The organism is Xanthomonas sp. DAR 35659 (genome assembly GCF_041242975.1).
Classification (GTDB): Bacteria; Pseudomonadota; Gammaproteobacteria; order Xanthomonadales; family Xanthomonadaceae; genus Xanthomonas_A; species Xanthomonas_A medicagonis.
Map to the genome: position 1 here is coordinate 1,973,729 of NZ_CP162488.1, position 26,905 is coordinate 2,000,633.

The window sequence follows — 26,905 nt, forward strand, 5'->3', positions numbered from 1 at the left end:
TTCGCTGGCTCGTCGTGGGGGCATCTTCAGTCCCGACGCTCGGTTCGCGCGCCATCCGCGCACGCGGCCGGCGCCATCCGCGGTTGACGCCCGATACGCTACCCTGGCGCCCCGTTGCTGGTTGGCGCTGTGCGATGTTCCGCTGGTTCGAATCCCTGATCGACGTCTTCCCCAAGGTGGAGACCCGGATGCCGCCGCGCGACGTCGCGCGCTTCTATCTGCACTACCTGCGGCCGCTGTGGCCGTTGCTGCTGGCGACGGTGGTGGCCGGCTTGCTGCTGGCGTTGGTGGAAGTGGCGATGTTCGATTTCCTCGGGCGCATCGTCGACATGCTCGCCGAGCAGCCGGGGCCGGACTTCTTCCAGCGCCACGCCGGGGAACTGCTGTGGATGGCGCTGATCGTGCTGGTGGCGCGCCCCTTCTTCGTCGGCCTGCACAACCTGCTGGTGAACCAGGCGATCGTGCCCGGCCTCAGCAACCGCGCGCGCTGGCTGATGCACAACTACGTGGTGCGGCAGAGCCTGGGCTTCTTCCAGAACGATTTCGCCGGGCGCATCGCCAACCGGGTGATGCAGACCGGGACCTCGCTGCGCGAATCGGCGGTGCAGATGGTCGATGCGCTGTGGTACATCGTGGTCTACACCGGCAGCGCGCTGTGGCTGTTCGCCCAGGCCGATCCCTGGCTGATGCTGCCGCTGATCGCCTGGCTGCTGGTGTACGTGGGCTTGATGGTCTACTTCGTGCCGCGGATGAAGCAGCGCGCCTGGATCGCCTCGGACGCGCGTTCCAAGGCGATGGGCCGCATCGTCGACGGCTACACCAACATCGCCACGCTCAAGCTGTTCTCGCACGCCGGGCGCGAGCAGCGCTATGTGCGCGAGGCGATCGAGGAACTGGCGTTCAAGCATCGCCGGCAGACGCGCATGACCACCACGATGGACACCGCCATCGCCATCGCCAACGGGTTCCTGATCGCCGGCACCTGCGGCCTGGCGCTGTGGCTGTGGAGCCGCGGCGAGATCAGCGTGGGCGCGATCACCGTGGCCACCGGCCTGGTGATCCGCATCCACAACATGTCCGGCTGGATCATGTGGACGGTCAACGGCCTGTTCGAGGACATCGGCGCGGTGCAGGATGGCATGGAGACGATCGCGCAGCCGGCGCAGGTGCAGGACCGCGCCGATGCGGTGCCGCTGCGGGTCGAACGCGGCGAGGTGCGCTTCGAGGACATCCATTTCCACTACGGCAAGCGCGGCGGGGTCATCGCCGCGCTGGACCTGCAGGTGCGCGCCGGCGAGAAGATCGGCCTGGTCGGGCCGTCCGGCGCCGGCAAGTCGACCCTGGTCAACGTGCTGCTGCGGCTGTACGACCTGGAGAGCGGACGCATCCTGATCGATGGGCAGGACATCGCCGGCGTCACCCAGGAAAGCCTGCGCGGGCAGATCGGCCTGGTCACCCAGGACACCTCGTTGCTGCACCGTTCGATCCGCGACAACCTGCTGTACGGCCGTCCCGACGCCAGCGACGCGCAAGTGCACGCGGCGGTGGCCAAGGCGCGCGCGGCCGAGTTCATCGAGCAGTTGGTGGACGGCGAAGGCCTGCGCGGCTACGACGCGCAGGTCGGCGAGCGCGGGGTGAAGCTGTCCGGCGGCCAGCGCCAGCGCATCGCCATCGCGCGGGTACTGCTCAAGGACGCCCCGATCCTGATCCTGGACGAAGCGACCTCGGCGCTGGATTCGGAAGTGGAGGCGGCGATCCAGGACAGCCTGGACGAACTGATGGCCGGCAAGACGGTGATCGCGATCGCGCACCGGCTCTCGACCATCGCGCGCATGGACCGCCTGGTGGTGATGGACCGGGGCGTCATCGTCGAAAGCGGCACCCACGCCGAACTGGTCGCCCGCGGCGGCCTGTACGCGCGGCTGTGGGCGCGGCAGACCGGCGGTTTCGTTGCCGGCTGAGGCGTTTGCTGGGCGCTTTGGTATCGCGGCCGTTTCATCGTTCTGTCGCGGCTGAAGCCGCTCCTACAGGGAGCTCATGCTTCGTGTAGGAGCGGCTTCAGCCGCGACAAAAAAATGGAGCAGACGGTGATGCCTCAACCACGCAAATTCCGAACGCGAGGTTGTTCGAAGTGCCCTGAAGTCGCTCCCACAATGAGCGAGCCAGCGAGGCGCCGCGCCATCGGATTCGCGCTGTCGCCCCCACAGTTTGCTACGCAAACCGTGGGTCCCGGCTCATCATCCCCCACATCCCCGCGCCTGTCGGCGCGCCCCCTTGACTCAAGGGGGCTCTTCTCCAGATGGACCACGTGAGGCATCAGGCGTGGGAAACGCGTTTGCGATTCCCCATTCCCGAATCCCCATTCCCAGCTACTGGATCGGCTCGTCCAGCATCAACTCGCGCACGAATCGCACCGGCGGCGCGCCATAGGACAGCACCTGGTCGTGGTAGGCCTTGAGGTCGAACGTGTCGCCGAGCTTGGCCTGCATCGCCTTGCGCAGGTCCAGGTGCTCCTGCACGCCGACGAAGTAGGTCGGCAGCTGCGCCGAGGTCAGCTGCGCGCGCACCCACTTGCCCTCGGCCTCGCTCTGCTGCTGGAAGGTGTCGTGCACCATCAACTGCAGCGCCTGCTCCTTGCTCCAGCCGTCCACGTGCACGCCCTGGTCGAGCAGCGCGTTGGCGATGCTGCGCAGGTAGAACTTCAGCTGCACCAGGTGGAACAGCGGGTCGTTGTCCAGGTAGCCCTGCTCCTGCATCATCCGCTCGGTGTACACCGCCCAGCCCTCGGCGAACACGCCCGAGCGCAGCACGCCGCGCAGGGTCGAGGGGAACTTGGCCGAGTGCCAGCCTTCCACGTAGTGGCCGGGCACGCCTTCGTGGATGCTCAGCAGGTGGATCATGCGGCCGTTGTATTCGCGCAGGAACGACTCGGCCTGCTGCGCGCTCCAGTCGTCGGGAATCGGCGACACCGCGTAGAAGGTCTTCAGGTTCTTGTCCAGCGGGCCGGGCGAATCGCAGTAGGCCACCGCCACGCCGCGCTGGAATTCGGGCATCAGGATGATGTCCACCGGCGCGTCGGGCAGGGTCAGCAGGTTCTTGCGGCGCACGAACTCGGTGGAGGACGCCAGCGAGGCCTTGGCGTCCTCGACCACCTTGTCGCGCGCCGGGTGTTGCGCGTAGGCCAGTTCCAGCGCCGCCTCGATCGCCTGTTGCTGCTGCGCGTCGCTGGGCGCGTCGGGCAGCGCCGGCGCGTTCGGCTTGTCCTTCAACACGGTGCGGGCGATGCCGTACATCTCCTCGCGCACGCGCGTGAGCTCGGCCTGCGCGCGCTGCTTGATCTCGGCGCGCGACAGCGACGAATTGAGTGCGAACTTGAGCTTCTGGTCGTACTTTTCCGCGCCGATGCGGAAGTCGCCCTTGGCGTTGGGCACCAGGGTCTTGTCCAGCCAGGTCTGCTGCTCGGCCACCGCCTTCTTCAGCCCGTCGATCGCCGCCTGCAGGCGCTGCGCGTCGGCGGCCGGCAGTTCCTTGACGTGCGGGACGATGAAGCCGTCGACGATGCTGAGGATGCCCTGGTTCTGCTTGGCCACGGTCTGCGCGTTGATCAGCGGCACCCGCGCCGGATCCAGGTTCTCGCGCGCCTGCGCGAACAGCGCCGGGATCTTCTCCATGCGCGCGGTGGCCGACTTCAGTCGCTCCGGCAGCGGCGCGAATTCGCGCGCCATCAGCCCGTAGATCGCGCCGCCGGCCAGGCCGTTGTAGACCTGCGGATCGGTCGCCCAGCCCTGCGCCACCTCGCTGTTCCAGATGTCGGACTGCAACTGGTTGCGCAGGATCGCCGCGTCCACCTGGTTCTCGCGCGAGAGCTTGGCCACGTCGAGCTTGTCCAGGTCGGCCAGCAACTGCTTGCTGGCATCCAGGCTCTTCTGCCGGCCGGCGGCGCTGAGGTCGTCCAGCTCGCTGTCGTAGCGGTGGTCGCCGGTCTGGGTGGCGCCGACCGGGGACAGCTGCATCCAGGTGTCCACGGCGCGCTTGGACAGGGCGGCGAAGGCGGCATCGGCGGCCGCATCGGCGGGGGCGGCGCGGCCGGGCGCGGCGGCGGCGGGCGACGACGGGGCATCGGCGGGCTTCTGGCAGCCGGCGAGGGCGGCCAGCAGGGCGGCGGCGAGCAGGTGCTTGCGCATCGGGGTTCCTGATGTGGGTCGATCCACCAGCATAGGCGGCCGCCGCCGCCCGCGCACCTGCCGTTGGATTACCCTTGCGCTTCTCGACTTGGATCTAAGGAGTGCAGGGATGAACTATACCGGCAGCTGCCATTGCGGCCGCATCGCCTTCGAGCTGGACACCGAAGCGCCGATCGCGGAGGTCTACGATTGCAATTGCTCCATGTGCCGCCGCCGCGGCGGGCTGCTGTGGTTCGGCGCGCGTGCGGCGCTGTCGCTGCGCAGCGCGGCCGAGGCGCTGGGCACCTATCGCTTCCATCGCGAGCACATCGAGCATCACCATTGCCCCGACTGCGGCATCGCGCCGTTCAGCGAGGGCCGCCATCCCAAGACCGGCGAGCCCACCGTGGCGGTCAACGTGCGCTGCCTGCCGCAGGTGGACCTGCTGGCGCTGCAGGTGCACCGCGTGGACGGAGCCAGTCTGTGAGGGGCGCGACACTGCAGTGCGGCGTGCTGCTGCTGGCGCTGGTGGCAGGCGGCTGCTCCAGGAAGGTCGGCGAAGCCAGCGCGCCCGCCGGTGCCGGTGCCGCTGAAGCCGCGGCGGCAGCCGCGACGGCGGACGGCCGCGCGGCGATGCTCGCCTACGAGCACGAGGTGAGCGTGGAACTGCCGGCGGCGCAGATCGAGGCGCGGCTCAAGCAGGCTCAGGAGAGTTGCCTGAGCGGGCGCTTCGGCGCGTGCAACGTGCTGTCGGTGGAGCAGCGTGGTGGCGATTTTCCGCGCGCGTCGCTGACCGTGCGCGTCGTCCCGGCGGGAGTCGAGCCGCTGATCGCCCAGGCCGGCAGTGGCGGCGAGATCGGCAGCCGCAGCACCCAGGCCGAGGACCTGGCGCAGGTGGTGCAGGACAACGCCGCGTTGCAGCAGCGGCTGCAGGCCGAGCAGCGTCGCCTGCAGGAGTTCCAGCAGCGGCGCGACCTCAGCGTCGCCGACATGATCAGCCTGTCGGAGAAGATGGCCGAGGTGGACACGCAACTGCTGGCCGCCAGCCAGGACGCGGCGCAGCATCGCCGGCGCATCGAGACGCAGAAACTCACCTTGCGCTTCTCCGCGCCCGACGGCGAGCGCGGCCGCGGCGAGATCGGCGAGGCGTTCACCGACATGGGGTCGATCTTCGCGTCCGCCACGGCCTGGGCGATCCGCGCGGTGGCCGCATTGGCGCCCTTCGTGCTGCTCGGCGCCGTCCTCTGGTGGCTGGTCGCCTGGCTGCGTCGGCGTCGCAGGCGCGCTTAAGGTCTGATGCAACACCTGTAGGAGCGGCTTCAGCCGCGACCGGGCATTACCGGTAACGCCCGGTCGCGGCTGAAGCCGCTACTACAGGCCTGCGGCAACCGCAAGGCAGGCGTCAGCCTTCGTCCTGCTCGAACTCCACGATCACCTCCAGGTCGAAGGCCAAGGCCTCCACCGCCTCGCGCACCTTCTGCGCGGTGGCGAGGTTGCCCGCCTCGATCTCCACTTCGTGGGTGCCCGGGCCCTGGTCGTCGGGCAGGCCGGCGGAGCTGGAATCGTCGTCGTCCATATGGTCCATCAGGTCGTCGATCTCCTCGACGTGCTCGATGCCTTCCAGGCTGCCCAGCAGGTTGATGATCGCGCGCGCGTCGTCTTCGCTGCCGGTGATGCGGATACGGAGCAGGGGCATGGGCCTTCCTCTGAGTGGGGAAGGGCAAGGCTAGGCAGGCGCCGGCTAAGGCGAAGTGATGACGCCTCGGCGCGTGCGCGGCTCCAGCGCGGTCTGGTCCAGCGCGGTCTCGTCCAGCACCGGCGCCAGCAGCGCCGTGGCCGCCGCACGCAGCATCGCCGGGGCGATGTAGTGGCGATGGGCGCGCGCGATCAGCGCCATGTACAGGTGGCCGAAGCCGTTGCGGCAGGCCACGCGCGTGTCCAGGCTCAGGTCGACGCTGCCGTCCTCGGCCACCGCCACGCCCACGCAACTGCGGAACGCCAGGTGCCGGTCGTCGGCCCCGAGCAGGACCTGCGCGCGCCGGTCGTGCGGCGCGTGCGCCTGGTCCAGTACCGGGAAGCGGCCGGCGAACAGGCGATCGCGTTGTGGCGACAGCAGCGAGGACACCGGGCAACCCAGCGGCGAGGTGCGCAGGTGCAGCGGCGCGACCAGCACGTTGCGGATGCGCATCAGCCAGGTCACGCCCAGCGGCGGACGCTGCATGAAACCTTCCAGCAAGGACACCATCAGCGCGTGCGCGCCACGCTGGCGCAGTTGGTGCGCTTCGATGCGCAAGCGCACGCTGTCCTGGTGGTGGTGCGCGGGCAGGGCACGCCACAGCAGCGAACCGGGCGCCGGCTCGGGCAAGGCGCGCACCGGCGCCAGCCGCGGCGCCAGCGCCGCGAAGCCCGGTGGATGCCGCCAGCGGCTCAGCGCCTGGCGCAGGCGACCGCTCAGCGCGCGCAGGCCGGCGCACCACGCCAGCCGGCGGCTGCCGGGCGAGGCGGACAGCGACAGGCGCACCGTGGGCACCCGCATGGCCTGCGCCTGCGGCGATGCCAGCAGCGCGGTCACCGGCGCCGGCAGCAATTCGGTCAAGGTCGCGATGTCGGCGTCGCCGGCCAGCACCTGTGCGCGCACGGCGTCGGTCAGTTCGCCGCCGGCCTCGTCGCTGTGGCAGGACAGGGCGAAGAACGCCGGATGCGCCGCGTTGGCGCGCAGCGGCACGAACTGGTGCCAGGTGCCGCCGCCGAAGCGCACGGTGAACAGGCAGTCGGCCGGCAGGTCGATGTGGCGCAGCGCGGCCAGGAAGTGCTGCGGGTCCTGCTCGATCTGCGCCATCGACGCGGTGCTGAAGCGCAACTGCGCGCCGCCGCTGCCGGTGATCGCGGTGAACATGCGATGGCCGGCATGGCGATGGAAGGGATGGCCGTCCGCGCCGACCGCGAAGGAGAACAGCGCGGTGCGCTCGCCGTTGCCGAAATCGGTGCCGGCCAGGCGAGCCGACGGCTCGTCCAGCGCGTCGCGAAAGGTCGGATGCGCGCGCTGGCGCACGCAGGCCTGGGCGATCAACGGATCGCCGGCGCCGGCGCCGAGCTGCGCGATCAGCGTCACTTCCACCGGCAACCCGCCGCTGTAGGAGGCCAGGCGCACGGAGGGAAAGCCGGCCTGGGCGGCGGCGGTTTCGCGAAGCGGGGCACTGGTGGACATCGGCGGATTCCTTGTGGCCGTGGCGGATTGGGGTCAGGCGTTCTTCTTCGCCAGCTTGCGCGCTTCGCGCTTGAGCGGGCCGGCGCTGGGGCAGACCTCGAAGGCGAAGCCGCTGAGCGTGTTGACCAGGTTGTCCGGAGTCAGCCGGTACACCACGAACTGGCCGCGGCGCTCGCTGGACACCAGGCCGGCCGCTTCCAGCACCGAGAGATGCCGCGAGATGGCCGGCGCGCTCATCGCGAAACGCTGGCCGATCTGCCCGGCGGTGAGTTCCTGCGCCGACAGGTAGGCGAGGATCTCGCGACGGGGGCGCGAGGCAAGGGCTTCGAAGACGCGGTCGATGGACATCTGGTATTAGCTAATTAACGAACTAGTTAATTAATGACGCGTTGTCGGGCGGATGTCAAGGGCAGGCGGCGCGGCCCGATCCGGCGGTGGCGTTGGGGACGCTGCCTCGCGTAGGAGCGGCTTCAGCCGCGACAGGCACCCTCGGTCCGCGCACGGGCGGAAGGCACGATGATCGAGCCAGGTCCGCAGCGGTGGTGCCGGCGTGATCGCCGTTGGGACCGCCGAGACGACGGGCGCGGTCCCGCGCTTCGTTCAAGGTTCCTTGCCGGTCGTCACCAGGCGCAGGAAGGCTTCGTGCTGGTAGCGGCTCATGCGCAATTGCTGGCCGGTCTCCATCGTGACCACATGGTGGCCGTTGAACCAGGGGTGGATCGCCTTGACCCGGCGCAGGTTGACGATCGCCGATCGATGCACGCGGGCGAAGTGGCGCGGATCCAGCCGCGCGGCCAGCGTGGCCATGGTCTCGCGCAGTTCATGGGTACGGTCGGTCAGGTGGATCAGCACCGTGTTGCGGCTGGCCTTGATCCAGACGATGTCTTCCACCGCGACCAGCGTCACCGCGTCGTCGACCCGCACCGGAATCCGTTGCAGATAGTCGTCGCGCTGGCGCAGCGCATCCAGGGTCTGCAGGATGCGCGCCTCGGCAAGGGAGCCCATGCCGCTGCCGGCGGACAGTCGCCGCTTCGCGCGCTGCAAGGTCTCGGCGAAGCGTTCGCGGCTGAAGGGCTTGACCAGGTAGTCCACCGCATTGGCCTCGAATGCACGGACCGCGTACTGCTCGTAGGCGGTGACGAAGATCGTCGCCGGCATGTGCGCCGCGCCGATGGTGGCGAGGACGTCCATGCCGGTCATCGCCGGCATCTGGATGTCCAGGAACACCAGGTCGGGCGACTGGCTGCGGATCGCGATCACCGCCGAGGCGCCATCGCCGCATTCGCCGAGCAGTTCGATGTCCGGATCGGCGCGCAGCAGCCGCACGATGGCGTGGCGTGCGATCGGCTCGTCGTCGATCACCAGTGCGGTGACGCTCATGCGGGGAGGTGCTCCGGGGCTTCCTCGGCGTCCAACTCGCGGAACGGCAGCCGGATGCGGCAGGCAACGCCTTGCGGATAGAGCGTGTCGAGCCGGATGTCGGCGTTGTCGCCGTAGAGTTCCTTCAGCCGTAGGCGGGTATTGGAGAAGCCGATGCCGTGTCCGCCCGCTTTGCTGTTTTCCTCCAGCGTGCTGTTGCCATTGCGCACTTCGATGGACAGCGTGTCGCCTTCGCGGCGGCTCTCGATCTCGATGCGGTCGCTGCCGACGCGCTGGCCGATGCCATGGCGGATCGCATTCTCCACCAGCGGTTGCAGCAGCAGGCTGGGCACCGCGCAGTGCAGCGTGCCGGGCGCGACGTAGACGGTCGTGCGCAGGCGATCGCCATAGCGCTTGCGCTGGATGCCGAGATACAGGTCGAGCAGGGCCAGTTCGCGTTCCAGGGTGATTTCCTGGCCGTCGTATTCCTCCAGGAACGCGCGCAGCAGTTCGCTCAAGCGCAGCAGCATGTCCTCGGCGGCGACGGTGTCTTCGTCCAGCAGGGTGACGATGGCATGCAGCGTGTTGAACAGGAAATGCGGTTGCAGTTGGCTCTTCAGCACTTGCAGGCGCGACTGCGCGAGCTCGGCGGCCAGGCGGCTGGCTTCCACTTCGCGCCGGGCCTTCTCGGCATGGAAGTGCAGCGCTTGCTGGATCGCGAACAGGGTCCAGTAGGTCAGCAACCCGATGGCGAAGTGCTGTTCCAGGAAGTAGCCCAGCTGTTCAGCGAAACCGCTGGGCTCGAACAGGGTGGAGGCCAGCGCGCCGATGACCATCGCGGCAAACGTCACGCACAGGCTTGCGACTGCCTGCGCGCCAAGCCCGTGGAAGCGCTGAGCGCCGCGGACAGGAAAGCGTTCGGCGAGCCGGAAGACGGTGGGCGCCAGGAGGGCCCAGCTGTACCACTGGATCAGCGACCATCGGATGAGCACCTCCAGAGGCCATCTGCCGATAGACGCACCGTTGTTGACGATGTTCTGGAGCATGAACACCATGGCCACCAGCGTCCACAGCGCGATGTAGCGCCCCAGGCGGATGTCGGTATTGCCGAGTCGGACGTTCATCCAGGGGCGGTCGAGGGGGACGGAGGCATCCTAGGCGCAGCGACACGCCGTGGAAAGCGCCGGTGCGCGCGCACTACGATTGGGAGCGCGATAGCGACGATTCGTCCCAAAACGATTTGCAGCCGCGCGGCGACGCGGCCTGATGGGCATGCCAGTACACGGGGAATTCGTTCCGCTCGCGGCTGGCGAATCCTTCCCGTCGGAGCTCACGTCATGCCCTCGATCCGTCTTCTTGCCTTGTCCCTTTGCTTGTCCGTCGCGACACAGGCTGCCGCGTCCGAGCCGATGCGCTATCTGGAACTGAGCAACCGCGCCCACGACGCGCTGACCGCGCTGGCGGTCGCCGCGCCGGGCAGCGATGCCTTCCGTGACGTCGCGCTCGGCGCGCCGCTGCAGGGCGGTGGCGACGCCGCGACCTTTCGGCTCGCAGGCGCCGCCTGCCGCTACGACCTTCGCTTCACCTTCCGCAACGGCCGCTCGATGCTGTATCCGAACGTGGACATCTGCGCGAACCGTGTCCGCATCCGGCCGCTGCCGCTGCTGCATCCGCAGTCGGGCGGACGTGCGCTGCAGGTCGCGGAGACGGCTGGAACGTCGCCTTGACCCGCTCTCCCGATGGGAGAGGGGCTCGCGGCTTTTCCTTCTCCCCTCGGGAGAAGGTGCCCCGCAGGGGCGGATGAGGGTACGGGCGCAGCCTCGTGCACCCAAACTCCGCGAGTCGCTTTCGCGCCGGACCCTCACCCCAACCCCTCTCCCGGCGGGAGAGGGGCTAGGCGTTCCCTTCTCTGTTGCGTTTGGCTTCGCGGTGGCGGCACGCCGATCCAGCGCGCGCGGCCAGGCGAGCTAACTCGCCGTCGGCGGCAACCCGAGCAGTTCCGCCGGCAGCGCCGGCATCGGCGTGCGCTCGTCCTGGGCCTCGCGCTTGAGCCAGTCGATGAACTGGCTGGCCGCCGGACTGGGCAGGCGATGCCCGGGATGCACGATGTAGTAGGAGTAGCGCGCCTTCAGCGCGGGGCCGGGCAGGCGCACCAGCTCGTAGCGCTGCAGGTACGGCTGGGCGATGTGCTTGCGCGCCAGCACCGCGCCGACGCCGTATACCGCCGCGCGCATCGCGTCGGTGCTGTCGTTGAAGGTGTGCATCGGCGGCAGCGCCACGCCGCGCACGCCGGCGGCGCGGAACCAGTCGCGCCACCCCTGCGGCGACATGTCGGTGAGCAGCGGCAGTCGCGCGATCTGCTCGGGGCGATGCAGCGTGGCCAACTGCGGCAGCGCCGGCGAGGCCACCGGAAACAGCGCGTCGTCCATCAGGTGGTGCGAGGTCAGTCCCGGCCACGCGCCCTGGCCGTAGCGGATGCCTAGTTCCGGGCCGCCGTCCTCGAAGCGCGAGAACGCCGCGTCGGTCTGGATGTCCAGGCGCACGTGCGGATGCGCCTGGCAGAAGCGCGGCAGCCGCGGCAGCAGCCAGCAATACGACAAGGAACGCAGCGTGGTGATGCGCAGCGGCGCGGTGTCGGCCTGCGGATGCAGGTTGCCGGCCACGGCGGCGATGTCGGCCAGCGCCGCGCTGGCCGCGTCGGCCAGTTGCCGGCCTTCCGCGGTCAGCTTGACCCCGCGGGCGTGGCGCTGGAACAGGGCGGTGCCGAGCAGCGCTTCCAGCTTGCGCACGTGGTGGCTGACCGCGCTGGCGGTGAGGTGCAGTTCCTCCGCGGCATGGGCGAAGTTCTGGTGGCGGGCGGCGGCGGCGAACACGCCGAGCGCGGGCAACAGGGCGGGGCGCAATTGCATTGGCAGGCACGCGGCAGATTTGTGGCTCGCCACGATACTACGCGCTTGTGGACATTGCGGCGTGGCAGGATCCTGGCAGCCATGCGCAAGATGCGAGGCCGGTGCAGCCCATGCGGGCCGCGGCGGCCGCCTGCCTGTGCCCGGTGCGCCGGGCGCAAGCAGCCCGCGACGACATCGCCGCGCCCCCCAGTCCAGGAGACATCACGGTGAATGCAGCCAACCCCGCTTCCGGCGAACCGCTCGACCATCGCCCCGCGGCGGTGCGCGATTGGCGCACGCCGCTGGAACTGTTGTTCCTTGGCATGGTCTGGGGGTGCTCGTTCCTGTTCATGCGTGTGGCGGCGCCCCGGTTCGGCGCCTACGCGCTGGTGGAACTGCGCCTGGCGCTGGGCGCGGCGGTGCTGCTGCCGTTCCTGTGGATGGCGCGCGCGCGCTTTCCGCTGCGGCGCTGGCCGACGCTGGCGGCGATCGGCCTGCTCAACTCGGCGCTGCCGTTCCTGCTGTTCGCCTGGGGCGCGCAGCACGCGCCGGCGGCGATCGGCGCGATCTGCAACGCGATGACCGTGCTGTTCACCGCGCTGATCGCGTTCCTGTTCTTCGGCGAGAAGATCGGCACGCGCCGCGCGCTGGCCTTGCTGATCGGCTTCGCCGGCATCGTGGTGCTGGCCACCGGCAAGTCGGCGGGGCTCAGCGTGGGGCCGGCCGCGTTGGCCGGCACCACCGCCTCGCTGCTGTACGGCATCGGCTACAGCCTGGTGAAGCGGCATATGAGCGACCTGCCGCCGGCCGCCGCCGCCGCCTCCACCCTGGGCTGCAGCGCGCTGTTGCTGGCGCCATTGGCATGGACGCATTGGCCGGCCGCGCCGGTGCCGGCGGTGGCCTGGGCCTGCGCCGGCGCGCTGGGCGTGGTCTGCACCGGGCTGGCGTTCCTGATGTACTACCGGCTGATCCAGCGCATCGGCCCGGCGCGTGCGTCGACGGTGACCTACCTGGTCCCGGTGTTCGGTGCGCTGCTGTCCTGGGCGATTCTCGGCGAGCCGCTGACCTGGAGCATGTTGCTGGCCGCGGTGCTGATCCTGGGGAGCGTCGCCTTCAGCCAGCGCGCGCGCTAGGGCGCGGCGGCCTGCCGCAGTCGGCGGACATGCGCGTGGATCGGAGATACTCGGGCGCGTGGCGAGCGTTCCAGTCGCGCGCCAGGGCGACGCCCTCGATTCGTGGCGTAGGCCATGGCCTGGAGATCCGCCGCAACGACACATTCCCTATGGCCTGGAGGCCGTCGCAATGACACAGTCCCTGCTCGCATCGCAGTTCGCCTTCAAGGCCTGGGCCAACGCCGAGCTGCTGCAGGCGCTGGCGCGGATCGACGCGGACGCGTATCCGGCGCAACGGCACCGCGCGATCCGGCTGTTGAACCACACCTACGTGGTAGACCAAATCTTCGCCGCGCACCTGGACGGTGGCACGCATGCGTTCACCGCCAGCAACACCCCGCAGACGCCGGAACTGGACGCATTGGGCGCCGCCGTCGCCGCATCCGATCGTTGGTATGCGGATTACATCGCCCGGCTCGACGCGAACGCGTTGCAGCAGTCGCTCGCGTTTCGCTTCACCGACGGCGATGCCGGGCGCATGACCCGCGAGGAAATGCTGTTCCACGTGCTCGCGCACGACGCCTTCCACCGCGGCAACATCGCCATGCTGCTCAGCGACTGCGGACTGGAACAGCCGCGCGAACTGTTCACCCGCTTCCTGCACATGCGCGACCCCGAACGCCGCGGCGCGGCGCCCTGATCGTTCTGCCGTGCGCGAACCAACGACCGCGGCAAGCCGGTAGGCACGCGACGCGTCACTGCGGCGGCGTGCGCACCGGCAGCGGCACGTTGCACAGGTCGATGTTGCCGGCCGGGCGCTTGTAGAAATCGTCCTTGCGGTTGCGCCGCGCCTCGACCACGTCGCGGAAGGTCTGGGTATCGGTGCGCAGCAGCTGCAGCGGCGTGCGTTGCGCCTCCGGCACGTCGCTGGCGAGGGTGATCGCGCGGATCGGCGTGCGCTGTTCGGGCTTGGCGTAGAAGCCCATCGGATCCGGCCCGCGCGGGATCACGCTGAGCAGTTCCATGCCCTTGACCACGCGCCCGACCACGGTGATGTTGCGGTCGAGCTGGCGCGGCGATTGCCCGGTGACGACATACAGTTCGGCGCCGATGCTGCTGTCCTCCTCGTTGTTGCGTCCGGCGCCGAGCGTGCCGTAGCAATGCGCCAGCCACGCGGTGCCGTCCTTGGGATCGCGCGCGGCCGGGAAGCCGTCGACGAAACCCACCTGCGGCGCCCAGCCGTCGCGATCGGGCAGCGCCTCGAACGGCAGGCCCTTGGCCGGGCGCTGGAATTCGGCCGGCAGGTGCCGTTTGGCCGACCCCAGCGACTTGGCCTTGCCCGGCTCTTCGCCGTCGGGATCGCCGAACTGCACCACGAAGTTGTCCTGCGAGCGGTAGATGCTCAGTCCGTCCCAGAAGTGCGCGTGGGCCAGGGTCCGGATGTTGCCGACGTGTTCCGGCGCGAACGCCGGCGCCAGTTCAATGACCACGCGGCCGCTGTCCAGGTCCAGATACAGCGTGTTGGCCGGGTCCAGCGTGCGCCAGTCGCTGGGCTTGGACGCGTCCAGGATCTGCTGCGGACTGCGGTACGGCGTCGCCGGCGCGGCGGCCTGCGCGATGGGGGCGGCGGACAGCAGCGCGAGGGCGAGCAGGGTGGGGCGCAAGGGCATGGCGGCAGCCTGGAGGACGGTAGCCGATTCTTACCCAGCCACCGGCGGCTGCCAATGCCAATGCCGACGCCGCAACGCCGCCGTTGCGGCGATCGGGTTCAGCGCGCCGGCGCGGCGCGCTGCTGGACGTCCTGCATGTCCTGGGTGGCGGCCGCCGCGGGCGGGGTCGCCGCGCGCAAGGCGTCGAGCTGGCGCATGCTGTCCTGCAACGGGATCGCCGCGGCCTGCGCATCCACGTAGGCGGTGCGCTTGTCCGCGGCCAGCGGGTCGCCCTGCACCGCGAACACGCGGCCGGCGTCGTTGCGCAGCACATGATCGACCTCGGTCAGGCCTTCGCGCTTGGCCGACAGCAGCAACTGGGTCGCCAGTTGGGGGTCGGCCGGACGCAGCTTGGCGTCGATCGCGCACTGCATCGCATAGTCGGGGTGGGCCGGATCGCGCGGATCGGGCGCGGCGCTCGTCGTGCGCGCGCCTGGCGTGGCGGCTGCCGCAACCGGGGTGGTCGCGCCGATCCCGGCATCGATGCGGGTCAGCGCGCCGCTCAGTTGGCCATCGGCGTCAGCGGCGACCTTGAACAGGCGCTCGCTCAGGCCGTGCGGGGAGTTGCCCAGGTTGCGCGCCAGGCCGATCGCGAAGTCCTGGTTGCTGGCCGCGGCATAGGCGGCCGCCTGCTCGCGATCGAACGGGCGCGCCTGCGCCGCCCGTGCGTATTGCTGGCGCAGCGCGCCCATCTGCGCCTCGGAGAACTGCAGGTTCACGTCCTGGCCGGCGACGATGGGGCCATCCGCGCCGGCCTTCCCGGACAGCGCCGCGTTGAGCAGTTGCGCCTGGTTGCCATCGACCTTGCCGAAGTCGAACGCATAGCGGCGCGCCTCGACGTTCTCGTGGCCGGCGGCATCGAACTGGCGGGTGAGGGTGAGCGGCACGTTGCCGGGGTACTGCAGCCGGCTGCTGACGCTGCTGCTGCCGTCGGCAAGCGTGGTGCGCACGTTCTCGCCGCTGCTGCGCTGGCCGGCCAGGTCCACGCTCAGCGGCCCCAGGCCGAGTTTGCCGCGGGTCTGCGAACTCATGGTCAGCGTGTCGATCCGCTGCACGTCGCTGAGCCCGGACGCCTGCGCCGGCAGCTGGCCGCTGCCGAGGAAGTCGCGATAGGCGGCCTGCGCCTGCGGATCGCGCAGGTCGAACGTGGCGGTGCGCATGCTGGCCTGGCCCAGCGCGTCCTGGCGGCCGAGCATGGCCTGCGCCACCGGCGTCTTCAGTCCGACCATCTCCAGCCGCTCGATCGCCGCGGTGGGGCCGGTCGCCACCCGCACATGGTGTTCGTCCAGACGCTGCGCGGTATAGCTGATGCCGGCCGCGTCGGTCCGCTCGCTGCTGGTGGCGAAGCTGCGGAACGAGGCCTCCAGCGAGGTGCGGACGAAGGCCTGGCCGTCGAGCTTGACGCTGCCGCCGACCGGAATGGTGAGCGGATTGAAGGGATTGACGCCGCGCGCCGCCTCGACGTCGGCCTCGCCGGGCAGGCGCACGCTGTAGCGCGCGCGTTCGCCGAGCTGGGTGGCGTGCTCCGCGCTCGCGGCGTTCCGGCCGCTGGTGGCGGCCTTCGTCTGCTGGCCCTGGCGGAACTCCATCTCCAGGCCGAATTCGGTGCTGCCGTCGACGCTGCGGCGGCTGGCGCCGACGCTGCGGGTGGTGACGAGCTCGTGCTGCAGCGGCCCGGTGCGTCCGAGCGCCTGGCGCTCGGTGCGTTCGGCGCCGACGCTGCCGTCGTCCGGATTCCACTTCAGCGGACCGGCGCTGACGCTGCCGGCGGCGCTGCCGAAGGTGGGGTCGGTGGCCTGGGCGGGGGGCGGGGTCGAACTCATGCATTCCTCCTTGAGCGCCTGCGGCGCGAGCGGCGGCACTGTAGCCAGGCCGACGTTGCCGAAACGTTAGGCGTGGGTGGGTGGGGTGACTAGCGGCACATTCGCTATACCTAACTCAACAGTATTGTGGAACCCAACCTAGCGGCAGCCCGCGATGACCGAGCCGGATGCGCAACTGAAGAAGTTTCAGAAGGAGCTGAGCGCCGGCACGGTGTCGCTCGCGCTGCTGGCGGTGCTGGCCGAGGCCGGTGAGCCGCTGTACGGCTACCTGATCGCCAAGCGCCTGGAAAAAGTCGGCGACGGCGTGCTCAGCGGCAAGCAGAGCGCGCTGTATCCGGTCCTGCGCAACCTGGAGGCGGCCGCGCTGCTGTCCAGCCATGTCGAACCGTCGGTGGCCGGGCCGCCGCGGCGTTACTACCGCATCACCGATGCCGGCCGCGCCACGCTGCGGCAATGGACCGTGGCCTGGCGCGCCACCCGCGATTCCGTCGATTCCGTCCTGAAGGGGATTCCAGAATGAGCAGCGAACACACCCAGGCGCGGCCGTTGCCGGCCACCATCCCCGACTACCTGGCGCAGCTGCGCGCGGCGCTGGCCGGGGCCGATCCGGCGCTGGTACAGGACGCGCTGTACGACGCGGAGGAATACCTGCGGGCGGAATTGGCCGAGCAGGCCGGCAAGAGCGAGGCGGAGGTGATCGCCGAGGTCGCCGGCAGCTACGGCGCGCCGGAGGAGGTGGCGGCGATCTACCGCGATACCGAGGTCACGGTGAACCGCGCGCTGAAGCCGCCGGCGCCGCCGAAGCGCACCTCGCTGCTCGGCCGCTTCTTCGGCGTGGCCGCCGATCCGCGCGCCTACGGCGCCCTGTTCTACATGCTGCTGGCGCTGGTCACCGGCATCTTCTACTTCACCTGGGTGCTGACCGGGGTCAGCGTGTCGCTGGGCATGCTGGTGCTGATCATCGGCGTGCCGTTGCTGGTGCTGTTCTTCGGCTCGGTGCGGCTGTTGTCGCTGGTGGAAGGGCGCGTCGTGGAAGTGCTGCTGGGCGAGCGCATGCCGCGGCGGCCGCTGTACAGCGAGCGCGCGCAACCCTGGCTGCGGCGCATCGGGCAGATGTTCACCGACGCGCGTACCTGGACCACGATGCTGTACTTCGTGCTGATGCTGCCGCTGGGGATCTTCTACTTCACGGTGTTCGTCACCCTGCTCAGCATCGCGCTGGGGCTGGCCGCGGCGCCGCTGGGGTTGCTGTTTCCCGAGCACTTCTATCTTGGCTTGGGATTCGGTGACCTGGTCGTCGCGGGAACCGACCTATGGCTACTGCCGCTGTCGACCGCACTGGGTGTCGTGCTGCTGTTCGTTACCCTGCATCTGGCGCGCGGGATGGGCAAGCTGCACGGCATGCTGGCCAAGCAGCTGCTGGTGCACAGCGCGGGGCAATGACGCGGTGCCGCGGCCGGCGATTGCCGGCCGCGGACGCGATGCCGCTCAGCCGGCCTTGCGGCTGCCGCGGCGCTTGAGCGGGGTGACGTTGCCGGCCGGCGCCTGCGCGCTGGCCGAGGCGTTGGCGGCGATGAACGCACGCACCTGCGGATAGACGATGTCGCGCCAGCGGCGGCCGCTGAAGATGCCGTAATGGCCCGCGCCTTCCACTTCCAGGTGTTGGCGGCGGGTCGCGGGGATGCCGGTGCACAGGTCGTGCGCGGCGGCGGTCTGGCCGAGCCCGGAGATGTCGTCCAGCTCGCCTTCAATGCTGAGCAGCGCGGTGTCGCGGATCGCGGACGGGTCGACCCGCTCGCCGCCGATCACCCATTCCCCGCGCGGCAGCAGGAATTCCTGGAACACCACCCGGATCGTGTCCAGGTAGTAGGTCGCCGGCATGTCCAGCACCGCGTTGTATTCGTCGTAGAAGCGGCGGTGCGCCTCGGCGTCCTGCAGGTCGCCCTTGACCAGGTTGGCGTAGAAATCCCAGTGCGACATGAAGTGCCGGCTGGGGTTCATCGCCAGGAATCCGGTGTGCTGCAGGAAGCCCGGATACACCGCGCGGCCGTGCCCCGGATAGGTCTGCGGCACGGTGTGGATGACGTTGTGCTCGAACCAGGACAGCGGATTGCGCGTGGCCAGGTTGTTGACCTCGGTGGGGCTGCGGCGCGCATCGATCGGCCCGCCCATCATCACCAGCGAGCGCGGCGTGGTCTCGCCGCGCCCGGCCATCAGCGACACCGCCGCCAGCACCGGCACGGTCGGCTGGCACACGCTGATCACATGCAGCTTGTCGGCGCCGATGTGGCGGATGAAGTCCTGCACGTAGTTGACGTAGTCGTCCAGGCCGAAGTCGCCCTCGGCCTGCGGCACCATGCGCGCGTCGATCCAGTCGGTGACGTAGACCTTGTGGTCGCGCAGCAGGGTGCGCACGGTGTCGCGCAGCAGGGTGGCGTGGTGGCCGGACAGCGGCGCCACCACCAGCACGGCCGGCTGCTGCTTGAGGCCGGCCACGATCTTGGCGTCGTCGCTGAAGCGCTTGAAGCGCAGCAGGCGGCAGAACGGCTTGCGCAGCACTTCCTGCTCGACGATCGGCAGCGGATGGCCATCGACCTTGACGTGGTCGAGCGCCCAGGCCGGCTTTTCGTAATCCTTGCCGAGCCGGTGCAGCAGTTCGTTGCTGGCGGCCAGGCGCTCGGCGCCGGGCAGCGTGGACCACAGGCTGTTGGCGTCGGAGAAGATCTTGGCGTTGGCCGCGGCCTGGTGGACCCAGGGGGCGAGCAGGTTGCGGGTCAGTTCGTGCCACTGGTAGAGCATGCCGGCGTTTCCATCCTGAGCGTATGCTGCCGTGCAGCATAACCCAATGCGGCCGCGTGCACCTTAATGGGGCGCCAGACCAATCGTTTCCAGTGCGGCCACATCCCCCGCCAGCGCTGGCGATAGCCAGCAATGACTGCCCACCGGGCGCAGGCCCAGTGCACCAAACTGGCGCCGGTACCAGCGTGCCGGCCGCGCCTGGAAGCCGGCATGGTCGCCATCGAACGCGTCCTCGCTGGCGAAGGTTTCCAGGAACGCGACCCCGCCGCACAGCTCGGCCAGGCCCGGCAGGCCCCGGCGCAGTTCGCGGCTGGGCACGTAGTGGAGCACGTCCGAACAGACCAGCAGGTCCACCGGCGCGCACGGCCGCAGCCAGGCGAAATCGCCGAACCGGGCCGGATGCAGATTGCGCTGGCGGCCGTAGCGCGCCACCGCGTAGTCGCTGCTGTCGAATCCCAGGTATTTCAGCTTCGGCCGCAGTTTCAGCAGCGGCGCGCGCCAGGCGCCTTCGCCGCAGCCGATGTCCAGCACGCTGCGCAGCGGGCGTTCCAGGTAGTACTCGGCCTGGGCGACGGCGAGCGCCACCTTGCGCGCCAGGCGCGCGGCGTCGCCGATGCCGTCGCGGCGGTACCAGCGCTGGAAGTAGTCGGCGTCGTACTGTTTGTCCATGCGGGGTGTCATCCGTGCGGGCGCCGGGCGAATCGGCGAAAATGGCCGCACATCCTACGCCAGCGCCCTGGAGCCAGCATGCAACTCTATCTGTGGATCAAGTCCCTGCACCTGCTGTTCGTGGTCGCATGGATGGCGGCGGTGTTCTACCTGCCGCGGATCCTGGTCAACATCGCCGAGAGCACGGGACAGCCGCAGGTGCAGGAACGGCTGGCGCTGATGGGACGGCGCCTGTACCGCTTCGGCCACAGCATGTTCGGGCTGGCGCTGCTGCTGGGCCTGACGCTGTGGCTGGGCTACAAGGTGCTGCCGGACTTCCCGACCATGGTCGCGCCCGGCCACAGCGGCTGGCTGCACGCCAAGCTCGGCCTGGTGGCGCTGATGCTGGCGTATTACGTGTTCACCGGACGCTGGCTCAAGCGCGTGGGGCAGGCGCAGGCGCTGCCGTCGTCGCGCGCGCTGCGCGTGTTCAACGAAGTGCCGGTGCTGGCGCTGCTGGTGGTGATCTGGTTGGTGTTGGCCAAGCCGTTTTGAGCGGGGATTGGGGAGTCGGGATTGGGGATTGGACATCCCCGCTTGCCTGCCTGCTTGTCGCAGCCTGTTAGGGACTCGCGCTGTCGAGGTGTTTGAGGGCGGTGCGGGCCTGGTCGATCCAGTGGCGTTGGTCGCGTTGGTAGTAGCGCGGGGCCACGCTTGAGCGTTTCAGGACCTCGTTGAACACGTCGCGCGCGCGTTGCGTCTGGCCGGCGCGCTGCAGCAGTTGCGCGTAGCGCACGCGGGCTTCCTCGCCGGGGTAGTCGTCGGCGAGCGCGGCGTATTCTTCCAGCGCCGCCTCGGTCTCGCCCACCGCCTCGGTGGCGCGGGCGTAGAGCAGGTGGCCGTCGTGCGAGTGGAACTGCGGGTTGGCGGCGATCAGCCGGTCCAGGGTGGCCTTGACCGCGGCCGGCTGGTCCAGGCCGAACTGCGCCTTGGCCAGGCCCAGCAGCAGCCCGGGATCGTCGCGGTGAATGCCGCGCAGGGCGCCTTCGAACACCTCGGCGGCCTGCGCGTACTCGCCCTTGTCCAGGTGCAGTTCGGCCAGTTGCCGGCGGTTGTCCGCGGTGTCGGCCAGCGCCAGCCGGGTGTCGGCGGCGCGCTTGTCCCGGTTCGGGTCGAGCGTGGCGCCGACCTTGCGCAGGTGGCGGCGCGCGCGCGGGTCGTTGCGCCATTCCGGCAGCAGCTCGGCGATGACGTAGATCAGGATGCCCAGGTACGAAAACAGCAGCAGGATGAAGATCCAGTACAGCGGCCGCCCGCTGCGCACCACATGCACGCAGCAGGCCAGCTGCAGGGCCAGCGACAGCAGGACGATGGGGCTCATGCGGCGCTTCCTTGTCGCGATCAGGCCGCTTCGTACGCCCCGTAGCCGCGCAGGCGCTCGTAGCGCTTCTGCAGCAGTTGCGCGATCGGCAGCTTCTCCAGCGCGTCCAGTTCGTTGAGCAGCACCGCCTTCAGGCGCCTGGCCATCTGCGTGGGATTGCGGTGCGCGCCGCCGATCGGCTCGCGCACCACCTTGTCCACCAGGCCCAGCGCGGACAGGCGCTTGGCGGTCAGGCCAAGTTGCTCGGCGGCGTCCTTGGCCTTGGCCGCGTCCTTCCACAGGATCGAGGCGCAGCCTTCCGGCGAGATCACCGAATAGGTGCCGTACTCGAGCATCAGGGTGCGGTCGCCGACGCCGATCGCCAGCGCGCCGCCGGAGCCGCCTTCGCCGATCACGGTGCAGATCACCGGCACCTTCAATTCGGCCATTTCCAGCAGGTTGCGGGCGATGGCCTCGCTCTGGCCGCGCTCCTCCGCGCCGATTCCGGGGTAGGCGCCGGGGGTGTCGATGAAGGTCAGCAGCGGCAGCTTGAAGCGCTCGGCCAGCTTCATCAGCCGCAGCGCCTTGCGGTAGCCTTCCGGGCGCGGCATGCCGAAGTTGCGCGCGATCTTGCTCTTGGTGTCGCGGCCCTTCTGGTGGCCGATGATGACCACCGGACGCCCGTCGATGCGGCCCAGGCCGCCGACGATCGCCTTGTCGTCGGCGAACGCGCGGTCGCCGGCCAGTTCCTGGAACTCGTCGCAGAACACGTTGATGTAGTCCAGCGTGTACGGACGCTGCGGATGCCGCGCCAGTTGCGAGATCTGCCACGAGGACAGGTCGCGGAAGATCTGCGCGGTCCGCACCCGCAGCTTGTCCTGCAGCGCCCGCACCTCGGCGTCGACGTTGACCGCCGGGCCGGTGCTGGCATTGCGCAATTCCTGGATCTTGGCTTCCAGATCGGCGATGGGTTGCTCGAAGTCGAGGTAGTTCGGGTTCATGGAGCGCCATGGTGAACGACAGGACGGGAAGTGTAGCCGAACCGGCTCGGCGCACCCGTACGCCGCAGTGCGGTCGGCGTCGGGACGGGCGGGGCCGCTCGGCCTGCCGCCGCCGGGCGCGGCGCGGTGGCGGGCGGGCGCGGCGTCGTTGCGCCGTGCGCGGCGACGGGGCCGGCGGGCAGGATCAGGGCAGGATCAGCACGCTTCTGGAAAGGATGTCGTTGTACTGCTGCATGAAGCGGTTCACGGCCTCGTTCTCTGCGACGCTGTTCTTTATGGCCAGGCCGGCGGTGCCCTTGCTATAGGCCATGGTCGCGTCGAACTCGGCCTTGTGCATGGCCTTCACGTCGGCCGCGCTGCGTGCGCGCAGGTGCGCGGCGTAGGCATCGCGCATCCCCGCCGCATGCGCCTCGTAGCGCGGCGGCAGCGGCGGCAGGGTGGACGGGGCGGGCTGCACCTGGGGCGGTGCGGCGGCGTCCTGGTGTTGCGGCATGTCCGTGTCCGCGCTCGCCTCCACCGGCTCCTCGTAGGCGGCGAACTCGCGCACGGTGAACAGCTTGTCGCTGATCCGTCCATGGCGATCCGCCGGGCCGCCGCCGGTATAGACCCGCTGCTCGTCGGGGAACGGCTCGCGCAGGTCGAAGGTCCAGGTGCGATCGATGAACAACCCCTCCACGCGATCGAAATTGCCTTCGTAGGTCCTGCCGTCCACCACGATGCGCTTGGGAATCATGCCGAAGTGCTTGAGCTGGGACGCGTCGGTCGTATAGATCTCGCGCACCAGCACGTAGGGCGACAGCGTCGGGTTGATCAGCGTGCCCTTCTTCGCGCCCAGCGCGACGAAACGCACTTCGCCGAGCCGCTCGCTGCGCAGGCGATGTTCGCCCTGCGCCAGTTCCACCGGCACCGCGCTGTCGGCGGGGACGTCGTAGCGCGTGTCGTCGATGTACACCTGCAGCGGCGCATCGGTCGGATTGTCGATCTGGAAGCGGTGCGTGGTGGTGGTGCCGATGCCGTTGCAGGCGCTCAGGCACAGCAGGGCGAGGGCCAGCAGCGCGTGTTTCATGGTCAGTCCTTCGAAGATCGCGTCCATTGCTGCGCGGATGCCGCGCAGTGGGCTCAGGTGGCCCAGGGCGGATTGTACTTGACCTTCACCGCGCGCACGCCGGGGTCGGCACGCAGCGTATCCAGCAATTGCGGGTCCACCCGCACCGCATGGCCGCCGTTGAGATCGAGCATGCCGGCCACCGCGCCGTGTTCGGATTGCAGCAGCAGATCCAGGCGCAGCGGCGTCTTGCCGGGGCGGTGGCGCGCCAGCAGCGCGTCGATGCGTGGCCAGGTGCTGCGCTGGCGCAGGTCCAGGCGAAGCGACAGGCGTTGCGCGTGGTGGGTGCAGATCTGCTCGTAGTCCCAGCACTGGCGGATGCGCATCGCGTAGCCGCCGTTGAACTCGTCCTCGCGCACGCCGCCCTTGACGATCAGGATGCGGTCGCGGGTCAGCAGGTGGCCGAACTCGGCGATGGCGTCGGTGAACGCGCTGCACTCGATGCGGCCGCGGCCGTCCTCCAGTTGCACGAACACCTGGCTGTCGCCCTTGCGACGCACGCCGACCACCTGACCGGCGAGGATCGCGCTGACCTCCGGGCGCCAGGCGCGCTTCTCGCCGTCGCCGCCGCCACCGCGGCCGCCGCCGGATTGCGCGCAGATCTTCTCCAGCGCACTCAGGTCGCAGCCGACCAGTTCGCGCACTTCCTCGCGGTACGGGTCGAACGGATGGCCGCTGAGGTAGAAGCCCAGCGTCTCGCGCTCGCCGGCCAGCAACTGGCCCAGCGGCCATTCCTTGCTCTCCGGCAGGTCCAGGCGCAGCGCCGGGGCGCTGGTGTCGGCACCGCCGAACAGCGAGTTCTGCCCGGAGGCACGCTCGCGCGCCATCTGCTCGGTGGCCTTCATCACCTCCGGCAACTGCAGCATCAACGTGGCGCGGTTGCTGCCCAGCCCGTCCATCGCGCCGGCGTTGATCATCGCTTCCAGCGTGCGCTTGTTGAGCTTGGCCGATTCGACGCGGGTGCAGAAATCCAGCAGCGAGGCGTATTCGCCGCCGCGCTCGCGCTCGGCCACGATTGCCTCGCAGGCGCCGCGGCCCACGCCCTTGATCGCGCCCAGGCCGTACTGGATGGTGTCCGGGGTGGCCGCCTCGAACATGTAGGCCGAGGCGTTGATGCGCGGCGGCAGCACGGTCAGGCCGAGGTTGCGCACCTCGTCGAGGAAGCCGACCACCTTGTCGGTGTTGTCCATGTCCGAGGACAGCGTGGCCGCCATGAACTCGGCCGGGTAGTGGCGTTTCAGCCACGCGGTCTGGTAGCTGACCAGGGCATAGGCGGCGGCGTGCGACTTGTTGAAGCCGTAGCCGGCGAACTTCTCCATCAGGTCGAAGATTTCGTCGGCCTTGGCCTCGCCGACGCCGCCCTTGGCCGCGCCCTCGCGGAAGATCTCGCGGTGCTTGGCCATTTCCGCCGGCACCTTCTTGCCCATCGCGCGGCGCAGCAGGTCGGCGCCGCCCAGCGAGTAGCCGCCGACGATCTGCGCCATCTGCATCACCTGCTCCTGGTACACCATGATGCCGTAGGTGTCCTGCAGGATCGCTTCGGTGCGCGGATCGGGATAGACGATCTCCTGCTGCCCGTGCTTGCGCGCGTTGAAGTCGGGGATCAGGTCCATCGGGCCGGGGCGGTACAGCGACACCAGCGCGATCAGGTCCTCGAAGCGGTCGGGGCGGGCGTCCTTCAGCAGCCGGCGCATGCCCGAGGATTCGAACTGGAACACCGCGCCGGTGTTGCCCGAGGCGAAGATGCCCTTGTAGGTGGGCGCATCGTCGAGCGGGATCGCGGCGATCTCCACCGGCGGGATGCCGGCGCGCGCGTGGCGCACGTTGATCGCCTTCACCGCCCAGTCGATGATGGTCAGGGTGCGCAGGCCGAGGAAGTCGAACTTGACCAGGCCGACCTGCTCGACGTCGTCCTTGTCGAACTGGGTGACCGGGTTCTTGCCGAAATTGTCGACGTCGTGTTCGGCGAACAGCGGGCAGAAGTCGGACAGCGGCGTCGGCGCGATCACCACGCCGCCGGCGTGCTTGCCGGCGTTGCGGGTCAGGTCCTCGAGCTGCCGCGCCAGGTCCATCAGGTCGCGGACGTCGTCCTCGCTCTGGTAGCGCTGGATCAGCTCCGGCGAGGCCATCTCGCTGTCCTTGCCTTCGCCCATCGCGTCCTTCAGCGTGATGCCGAGGATGTTGGGGATCAGCTTGGCGACGCCGTCGACCAGGCCGTACGGGAAGCCGAGCACGCGGCCGCAGTCGCGCACCACCGCCTTGGCCGCCATGGTGCCGTAGGTGATGATCTGGCTGACCCGGTCGCGCCCGTACTTGCGCGCGACGTAGTCGATCACCTCGTCGCGGCGATCCATGCAGAAGTCGATGTCGAAGTCGGGCATCGACACGCGTTCCGGGTTGAGGAAGCGCTCGAACAGCAGGTTGTACGGCAGCGGGTCCAGGTCGGTGATCTGCAGCGCCCAGGCCACCAGCGAGCCGGCGCCGGAGCCGCGGCCCGGGCCGATCGGGATGCCCTGGTTCTTGCCCCACTGGATGAAGTCGGCCACGATCAGGAAGTAGCCGGGGAAGCCCATCTTGATGATGGTGTCCAGCTCGAACTCGAGCCGGTCCACGTAGTCCTGGCGGGTCTTGCCGGGCGCCAGCGGGTTCTTCTCCAGGCGCGCGGCCAGGCCGTCGCGCGACTGGCTGCGGATCCAGCTGTCCAGCGTCTCGTCGTCGGGCACCGGGTAGGCGGGCAGGAAGTAGGTGCCCAGCTGCATCTCGATGTTGCAGCGTTGCGCCAGCGCCAGGGTGTTGTCGATCGCGTCGGGGATGTCGGCGAACAGCGCGGCCATTTCCTCGGCCGACTTCAGGTATTGCTGGTCGCTGTACTCGCGCGGGCGCTTGGGATCGTCGAGCACGCGACCGGAGGAGATGCACACGCGCGCCTCGTGCGCGGCGAAGTCGCTGGCGTACAGGAAGCGCACGTCGTTGCTGGCGACCACCGGCAGGCCGCGCATGCCCGCGGCGTGCAGCGCGAACTGGTTGAACGCCTCCTCACCGTCGCGGCCGGTGCGGGTTAGTTCCAGGTGCAAGCCGTCGCCGAAGATGCGCTGCCAGTCGGCCAGTTGCTGCTCGGCCAGGTCGTGCTGGCCCTCGGCGGCCAGGCGTCCGGCCAGGCTCTCGCGCCCGGCCAGGGCGAACAGGTTGTCGCTGCCGGTCTGCAGCCATTCCGGGCGGATCGCCACGCCGCCCTCGTTGCGGTGGCCTTCCAGCCAGGCGCGGGTCAGCAGCCGCGACAGGCTTAGGTAGCCGTCGCGGTTGCGGCACAGCACGGTCAGCCGCCACGGCGCCTGGGCGCCGTCGCTGATCACCAGGTCGGCGCCGGCGATCGGCTTGATGCCCACGCCCTCGGCGGCCTTGTAGAACTTGACCAGCGCGAACAGGTTGTTCAGGTCGGTGACCGCGAGCGCGGGCAGCTCCAGCTCGACCGCGCGGCTGAGCAGGTTGGCCTGCTTGGCTTTCTTCGGGTCGGCCTGATCCGGTTTCTCGGGCACACGGATGGTCGAATCCGCCAGCGAGAACTCGGTGTGGACGTGCAGATGGGCGAAGCGGGAAGTGGACATGCGGAACCAGGACGATGCCCGGTCAGGTTAGCGGCGGGGGGCGGGGCGAACAAGGCTTGACAGCGAGGCGCGGGGATTCGGGAGTGGGGATCGGGGATGCATCGCGGTCTCACTGGGCGTTGAGT

General features: G+C 69.5%; 24 protein-coding genes. 9 read left to right on the forward strand and 15 right to left on the reverse strand.

Annotation, left to right across the window (positions count from 1 at the left end):
• Positions 1-134: 134 nt before the first annotated feature.
• Entirely contained in the window at positions 135-1,961 is a 1,827-nt protein-coding gene (locus tag AB3X07_RS08375; RefSeq protein ID WP_369943983.1) for an ABC transporter ATP-binding protein, read from the forward strand.
• Between the two features lie 408 nt (positions 1,962-2,369).
• Here the strand turns inward: AB3X07_RS08375 and AB3X07_RS08380 are convergent, their stop codons facing one another.
• Complete coding sequence (locus AB3X07_RS08380) at positions 2,370-4,184, reverse strand: DUF885 domain-containing protein (RefSeq protein ID WP_369943984.1); 1,815 nt, start codon at positions 4,182-4,184, stop codon at positions 2,370-2,372.
• Between the two features lie 109 nt (positions 4,185-4,293).
• Here AB3X07_RS08380 and AB3X07_RS08385 point away from each other — a divergent pair, with 109 nt between their 5' ends.
• Both AB3X07_RS08385 and AB3X07_RS08390 read left to right on the forward strand, forming a co-directional pair.
• Positions 4,294-4,650: a GFA family protein gene (locus AB3X07_RS08385; protein ID WP_369943985.1), complete on the forward strand. Its 357-nt coding sequence runs from the start codon at positions 4,294-4,296 to the stop codon at positions 4,648-4,650.
• Complete coding sequence (locus tag AB3X07_RS08390; protein WP_369943987.1) at positions 4,647-5,453, forward strand: DUF4349 domain-containing protein; 807 nt, start codon at positions 4,647-4,649, stop codon at positions 5,451-5,453. Before AB3X07_RS08385 ends, AB3X07_RS08390 begins: the two co-directional genes overlap by 4 nt.
• A 112-nt stretch (positions 5,454-5,565) precedes the next feature.
• Here AB3X07_RS08390 and AB3X07_RS08395 read toward each other — a convergent pair whose 3' ends face one another.
• From AB3X07_RS08395 to AB3X07_RS08415, 5 genes are all read right to left on the reverse strand, one after another.
• The gene (locus AB3X07_RS08395; protein ID WP_145707668.1) at positions 5,566-5,859 is read right to left on the reverse strand and encodes a hypothetical protein; all 294 of its coding nucleotides are present in this window, start codon (positions 5,857-5,859) and stop codon (positions 5,566-5,568) included.
• A gap of 45 nt (positions 5,860-5,904) precedes the next feature.
• A complete protein-coding gene (locus AB3X07_RS08400) occupies positions 5,905-7,371 on the reverse strand; it encodes a DUF2867 domain-containing protein (RefSeq protein WP_369943989.1) in 1,467 nt (488 codons plus the stop codon).
• Between the two features lie 33 nt (positions 7,372-7,404).
• Positions 7,405-7,719: a metalloregulator ArsR/SmtB family transcription factor gene (locus AB3X07_RS08405; RefSeq protein WP_179565917.1), complete on the reverse strand. Its 315-nt coding sequence runs from the start codon at positions 7,717-7,719 to the stop codon at positions 7,405-7,407.
• A 252-nt stretch (positions 7,720-7,971) separates the two neighbouring features.
• Positions 7,972-8,751 (reverse strand): LytR/AlgR family response regulator transcription factor, encoded by a 780-nt coding sequence (locus AB3X07_RS08410; protein ID WP_369943990.1) that lies wholly within the window; start codon positions 8,749-8,751, stop codon positions 7,972-7,974.
• The gene (locus AB3X07_RS08415) at positions 8,748-9,854 is read right to left on the reverse strand and encodes a sensor histidine kinase (protein WP_369943991.1); all 1,107 of its coding nucleotides are present in this window, start codon (positions 9,852-9,854) and stop codon (positions 8,748-8,750) included. Before AB3X07_RS08415 ends, AB3X07_RS08410 begins: the two co-directional genes overlap by 4 nt.
• 213 nt (positions 9,855-10,067) lie before the next feature.
• Here AB3X07_RS08415 and AB3X07_RS08420 point away from each other — a divergent pair, with 213 nt between their 5' ends.
• Entirely contained in the window at positions 10,068-10,457 is a 390-nt protein-coding gene (locus tag AB3X07_RS08420) for a hypothetical protein (RefSeq protein WP_369943992.1), read from the forward strand.
• A gap of 240 nt (positions 10,458-10,697) precedes the next feature.
• On the opposite strand, the gene AB3X07_RS08425 is transcribed toward AB3X07_RS08420, so the two are convergent.
• On the reverse strand, positions 10,698-11,639 hold the full coding sequence (locus tag AB3X07_RS08425) for a LysR substrate-binding domain-containing protein (RefSeq protein WP_369943994.1): 942 nt from the start codon (positions 11,637-11,639) through the stop codon (positions 10,698-10,700).
• 206 nt (positions 11,640-11,845) lie between these two features.
• Between AB3X07_RS08425 and AB3X07_RS08430 the strand changes: the two genes are divergently transcribed.
• Complete coding sequence (locus AB3X07_RS08430) at positions 11,846-12,751, forward strand: DMT family transporter (RefSeq protein WP_369943995.1); 906 nt, start codon at positions 11,846-11,848, stop codon at positions 12,749-12,751.
• 169 nt (positions 12,752-12,920) lie between these two features.
• Positions 12,921-13,430, forward strand: a complete 510-nt coding sequence (locus AB3X07_RS08435; RefSeq protein WP_369943997.1) for a DinB family protein — start codon at positions 12,921-12,923, stop codon at positions 13,428-13,430.
• Between the two features lie 55 nt (positions 13,431-13,485).
• Here the strand turns inward: AB3X07_RS08435 and AB3X07_RS08440 are convergent, their stop codons facing one another.
• Together AB3X07_RS08440 and AB3X07_RS08445 are read right to left on the reverse strand one after the other, a co-directional pair.
• Complete coding sequence (locus tag AB3X07_RS08440; RefSeq protein ID WP_369943998.1) at positions 13,486-14,400, reverse strand: peptidylprolyl isomerase; 915 nt, start codon at positions 14,398-14,400, stop codon at positions 13,486-13,488.
• 98 nt (positions 14,401-14,498) lie between these two features.
• On the reverse strand, positions 14,499-16,262 hold the full coding sequence (locus AB3X07_RS08445; RefSeq protein ID WP_369943999.1) for an XVIPCD domain-containing protein: 1,764 nt from the start codon (positions 16,260-16,262) through the stop codon (positions 14,499-14,501).
• 154 nt (positions 16,263-16,416) lie between these two features.
• Between AB3X07_RS08445 and AB3X07_RS08450 the strand changes: the two genes are divergently transcribed.
• Complete coding sequence (locus tag AB3X07_RS08450) at positions 16,417-16,782, forward strand: PadR family transcriptional regulator (RefSeq protein WP_369944000.1); 366 nt, start codon at positions 16,417-16,419, stop codon at positions 16,780-16,782.
• Positions 16,779-17,705 (forward strand): sensor domain-containing protein, encoded by a 927-nt coding sequence (locus AB3X07_RS08455; RefSeq protein ID WP_369944001.1) that lies wholly within the window; start codon positions 16,779-16,781, stop codon positions 17,703-17,705. The genes AB3X07_RS08450 and AB3X07_RS08455 overlap by 4 nt, the downstream gene beginning before the upstream one ends.
• Positions 17,706-17,750: 45 nt before the next feature.
• Here the strand turns inward: AB3X07_RS08455 and AB3X07_RS08460 are convergent, their stop codons facing one another.
• Entirely contained in the window at positions 17,751-19,061 is a 1,311-nt protein-coding gene (locus AB3X07_RS08460) for a polyhydroxyalkanoate depolymerase (protein WP_369944002.1), read from the reverse strand.
• A 63-nt stretch (positions 19,062-19,124) separates the two neighbouring features.
• Entirely contained in the window at positions 19,125-19,730 is a 606-nt protein-coding gene (locus tag AB3X07_RS08465; RefSeq protein WP_369944004.1) for a class I SAM-dependent DNA methyltransferase, read from the reverse strand.
• A gap of 78 nt (positions 19,731-19,808) precedes the next feature.
• Between AB3X07_RS08465 and AB3X07_RS08470 the strand changes: the two genes are divergently transcribed.
• Positions 19,809-20,264 carry a CopD family protein gene (locus AB3X07_RS08470; RefSeq protein WP_369944005.1) on the forward strand — a complete coding sequence of 152 codons (456 nt, stop codon included), beginning with the start codon at positions 19,809-19,811 and terminating at the stop codon, positions 20,262-20,264.
• A gap of 67 nt (positions 20,265-20,331) precedes the next feature.
• Here the strand turns inward: AB3X07_RS08470 and AB3X07_RS08475 are convergent, their stop codons facing one another.
• The 4 genes from AB3X07_RS08475 to dnaE form a co-directional block, all read right to left on the reverse strand.
• Positions 20,332-21,090, reverse strand: coding sequence for a tetratricopeptide repeat protein (locus tag AB3X07_RS08475; RefSeq protein WP_369944006.1), 759 nt, complete (start codon positions 21,088-21,090; stop codon positions 20,332-20,334).
• A gap of 20 nt (positions 21,091-21,110) precedes the next feature.
• The gene (locus AB3X07_RS08480) at positions 21,111-22,070 is read right to left on the reverse strand and encodes an acetyl-CoA carboxylase carboxyltransferase subunit alpha (RefSeq protein ID WP_369944008.1); all 960 of its coding nucleotides are present in this window, start codon (positions 22,068-22,070) and stop codon (positions 21,111-21,113) included.
• 184 nt (positions 22,071-22,254) lie between these two features.
• Positions 22,255-23,136 carry a hypothetical protein gene (locus AB3X07_RS08485; RefSeq protein ID WP_369944009.1) on the reverse strand — a complete coding sequence of 294 codons (882 nt, stop codon included), beginning with the start codon at positions 23,134-23,136 and terminating at the stop codon, positions 22,255-22,257.
• Positions 23,137-23,189: 53 nt separating this feature from the next.
• Positions 23,190-26,780: a DNA polymerase III subunit alpha gene (gene dnaE, locus AB3X07_RS08490; RefSeq protein WP_369944010.1), complete on the reverse strand. Its 3,591-nt coding sequence runs from the start codon at positions 26,778-26,780 to the stop codon at positions 23,190-23,192.
• Positions 26,781-26,905 lie beyond the last annotated feature (125 nt).

What these genes read in the sequence shown, in the direction of transcription:
- AB3X07_RS08480 (WP_369944008.1), bottom strand. Translation starts at nt 22,070, where the DNA reads ATGAACCCGAACTACCTCGACTTCGAGCAACCCATCGCCGATCTGGAA.
- AB3X07_RS08445 (WP_369943999.1), bottom strand. Translation starts at nt 16,262, where the DNA reads ATGAGTTCGACCCCGCCCCCCGCCCAGGCCACCGACCCCACCTTCGGC.
- AB3X07_RS08380 (WP_369943984.1), bottom strand. Translation starts at nt 4,184, where the DNA reads ATGCGCAAGCACCTGCTCGCCGCCGCCCTGCTGGCCGCCCTCGCCGGC.
- AB3X07_RS08375 (WP_369943983.1), top strand. Translation starts at nt 135, where the DNA reads ATGTTCCGCTGGTTCGAATCCCTGATCGACGTCTTCCCCAAGGTGGAG.
- AB3X07_RS08410 (WP_369943990.1), bottom strand. Translation starts at nt 8,751, where the DNA reads ATGAGCGTCACCGCACTGGTGATCGACGACGAGCCGATCGCACGCCAC.
- AB3X07_RS08405 (WP_179565917.1), bottom strand. Translation starts at nt 7,719, where the DNA reads ATGTCCATCGACCGCGTCTTCGAAGCCCTTGCCTCGCGCCCCCGTCGC.
- AB3X07_RS08415 (WP_369943991.1), bottom strand. Translation starts at nt 9,854, where the DNA reads ATGAACGTCCGACTCGGCAATACCGACATCCGCCTGGGGCGCTACATC.
- AB3X07_RS08460 (WP_369944002.1), bottom strand. Translation starts at nt 19,061, where the DNA reads ATGCTCTACCAGTGGCACGAACTGACCCGCAACCTGCTCGCCCCCTGG.
- AB3X07_RS08470 (WP_369944005.1), top strand. Translation starts at nt 19,809, where the DNA reads ATGCAACTCTATCTGTGGATCAAGTCCCTGCACCTGCTGTTCGTGGTC.
- AB3X07_RS08485 (WP_369944009.1), bottom strand. Translation starts at nt 23,136, where the DNA reads ATGAAACACGCGCTGCTGGCCCTCGCCCTGCTGTGCCTGAGCGCCTGC.
- AB3X07_RS08400 (WP_369943989.1), bottom strand. Translation starts at nt 7,371, where the DNA reads ATGTCCACCAGTGCCCCGCTTCGCGAAACCGCCGCCGCCCAGGCCGGC.
- AB3X07_RS08440 (WP_369943998.1), bottom strand. Translation starts at nt 14,400, where the DNA reads ATGCCCTTGCGCCCCACCCTGCTCGCCCTCGCGCTGCTGTCCGCCGCC.
- AB3X07_RS08455 (WP_369944001.1), top strand. Translation starts at nt 16,779, where the DNA reads ATGAGCAGCGAACACACCCAGGCGCGGCCGTTGCCGGCCACCATCCCC.
- AB3X07_RS08425 (WP_369943994.1), bottom strand. Translation starts at nt 11,639, where the DNA reads ATGCAATTGCGCCCCGCCCTGTTGCCCGCGCTCGGCGTGTTCGCCGCC.
- AB3X07_RS08450 (WP_369944000.1), top strand. Translation starts at nt 16,417, where the DNA reads ATGACCGAGCCGGATGCGCAACTGAAGAAGTTTCAGAAGGAGCTGAGC.
- AB3X07_RS08395 (WP_145707668.1), bottom strand. Translation starts at nt 5,859, where the DNA reads ATGCCCCTGCTCCGTATCCGCATCACCGGCAGCGAAGACGACGCGCGC.
- dnaE (WP_369944010.1), bottom strand. Translation starts at nt 26,780, where the DNA reads ATGTCCACTTCCCGCTTCGCCCATCTGCACGTCCACACCGAGTTCTCG.
- AB3X07_RS08435 (WP_369943997.1), top strand. Translation starts at nt 12,921, where the DNA reads ATGACACAGTCCCTGCTCGCATCGCAGTTCGCCTTCAAGGCCTGGGCC.
- AB3X07_RS08385 (WP_369943985.1), top strand. Translation starts at nt 4,294, where the DNA reads ATGAACTATACCGGCAGCTGCCATTGCGGCCGCATCGCCTTCGAGCTG.
- AB3X07_RS08475 (WP_369944006.1), bottom strand. Translation starts at nt 21,090, where the DNA reads ATGAGCCCCATCGTCCTGCTGTCGCTGGCCCTGCAGCTGGCCTGCTGC.
- AB3X07_RS08420 (WP_369943992.1), top strand. Translation starts at nt 10,068, where the DNA reads ATGCCCTCGATCCGTCTTCTTGCCTTGTCCCTTTGCTTGTCCGTCGCG.
- AB3X07_RS08465 (WP_369944004.1), bottom strand. Translation starts at nt 19,730, where the DNA reads ATGGACAAACAGTACGACGCCGACTACTTCCAGCGCTGGTACCGCCGC.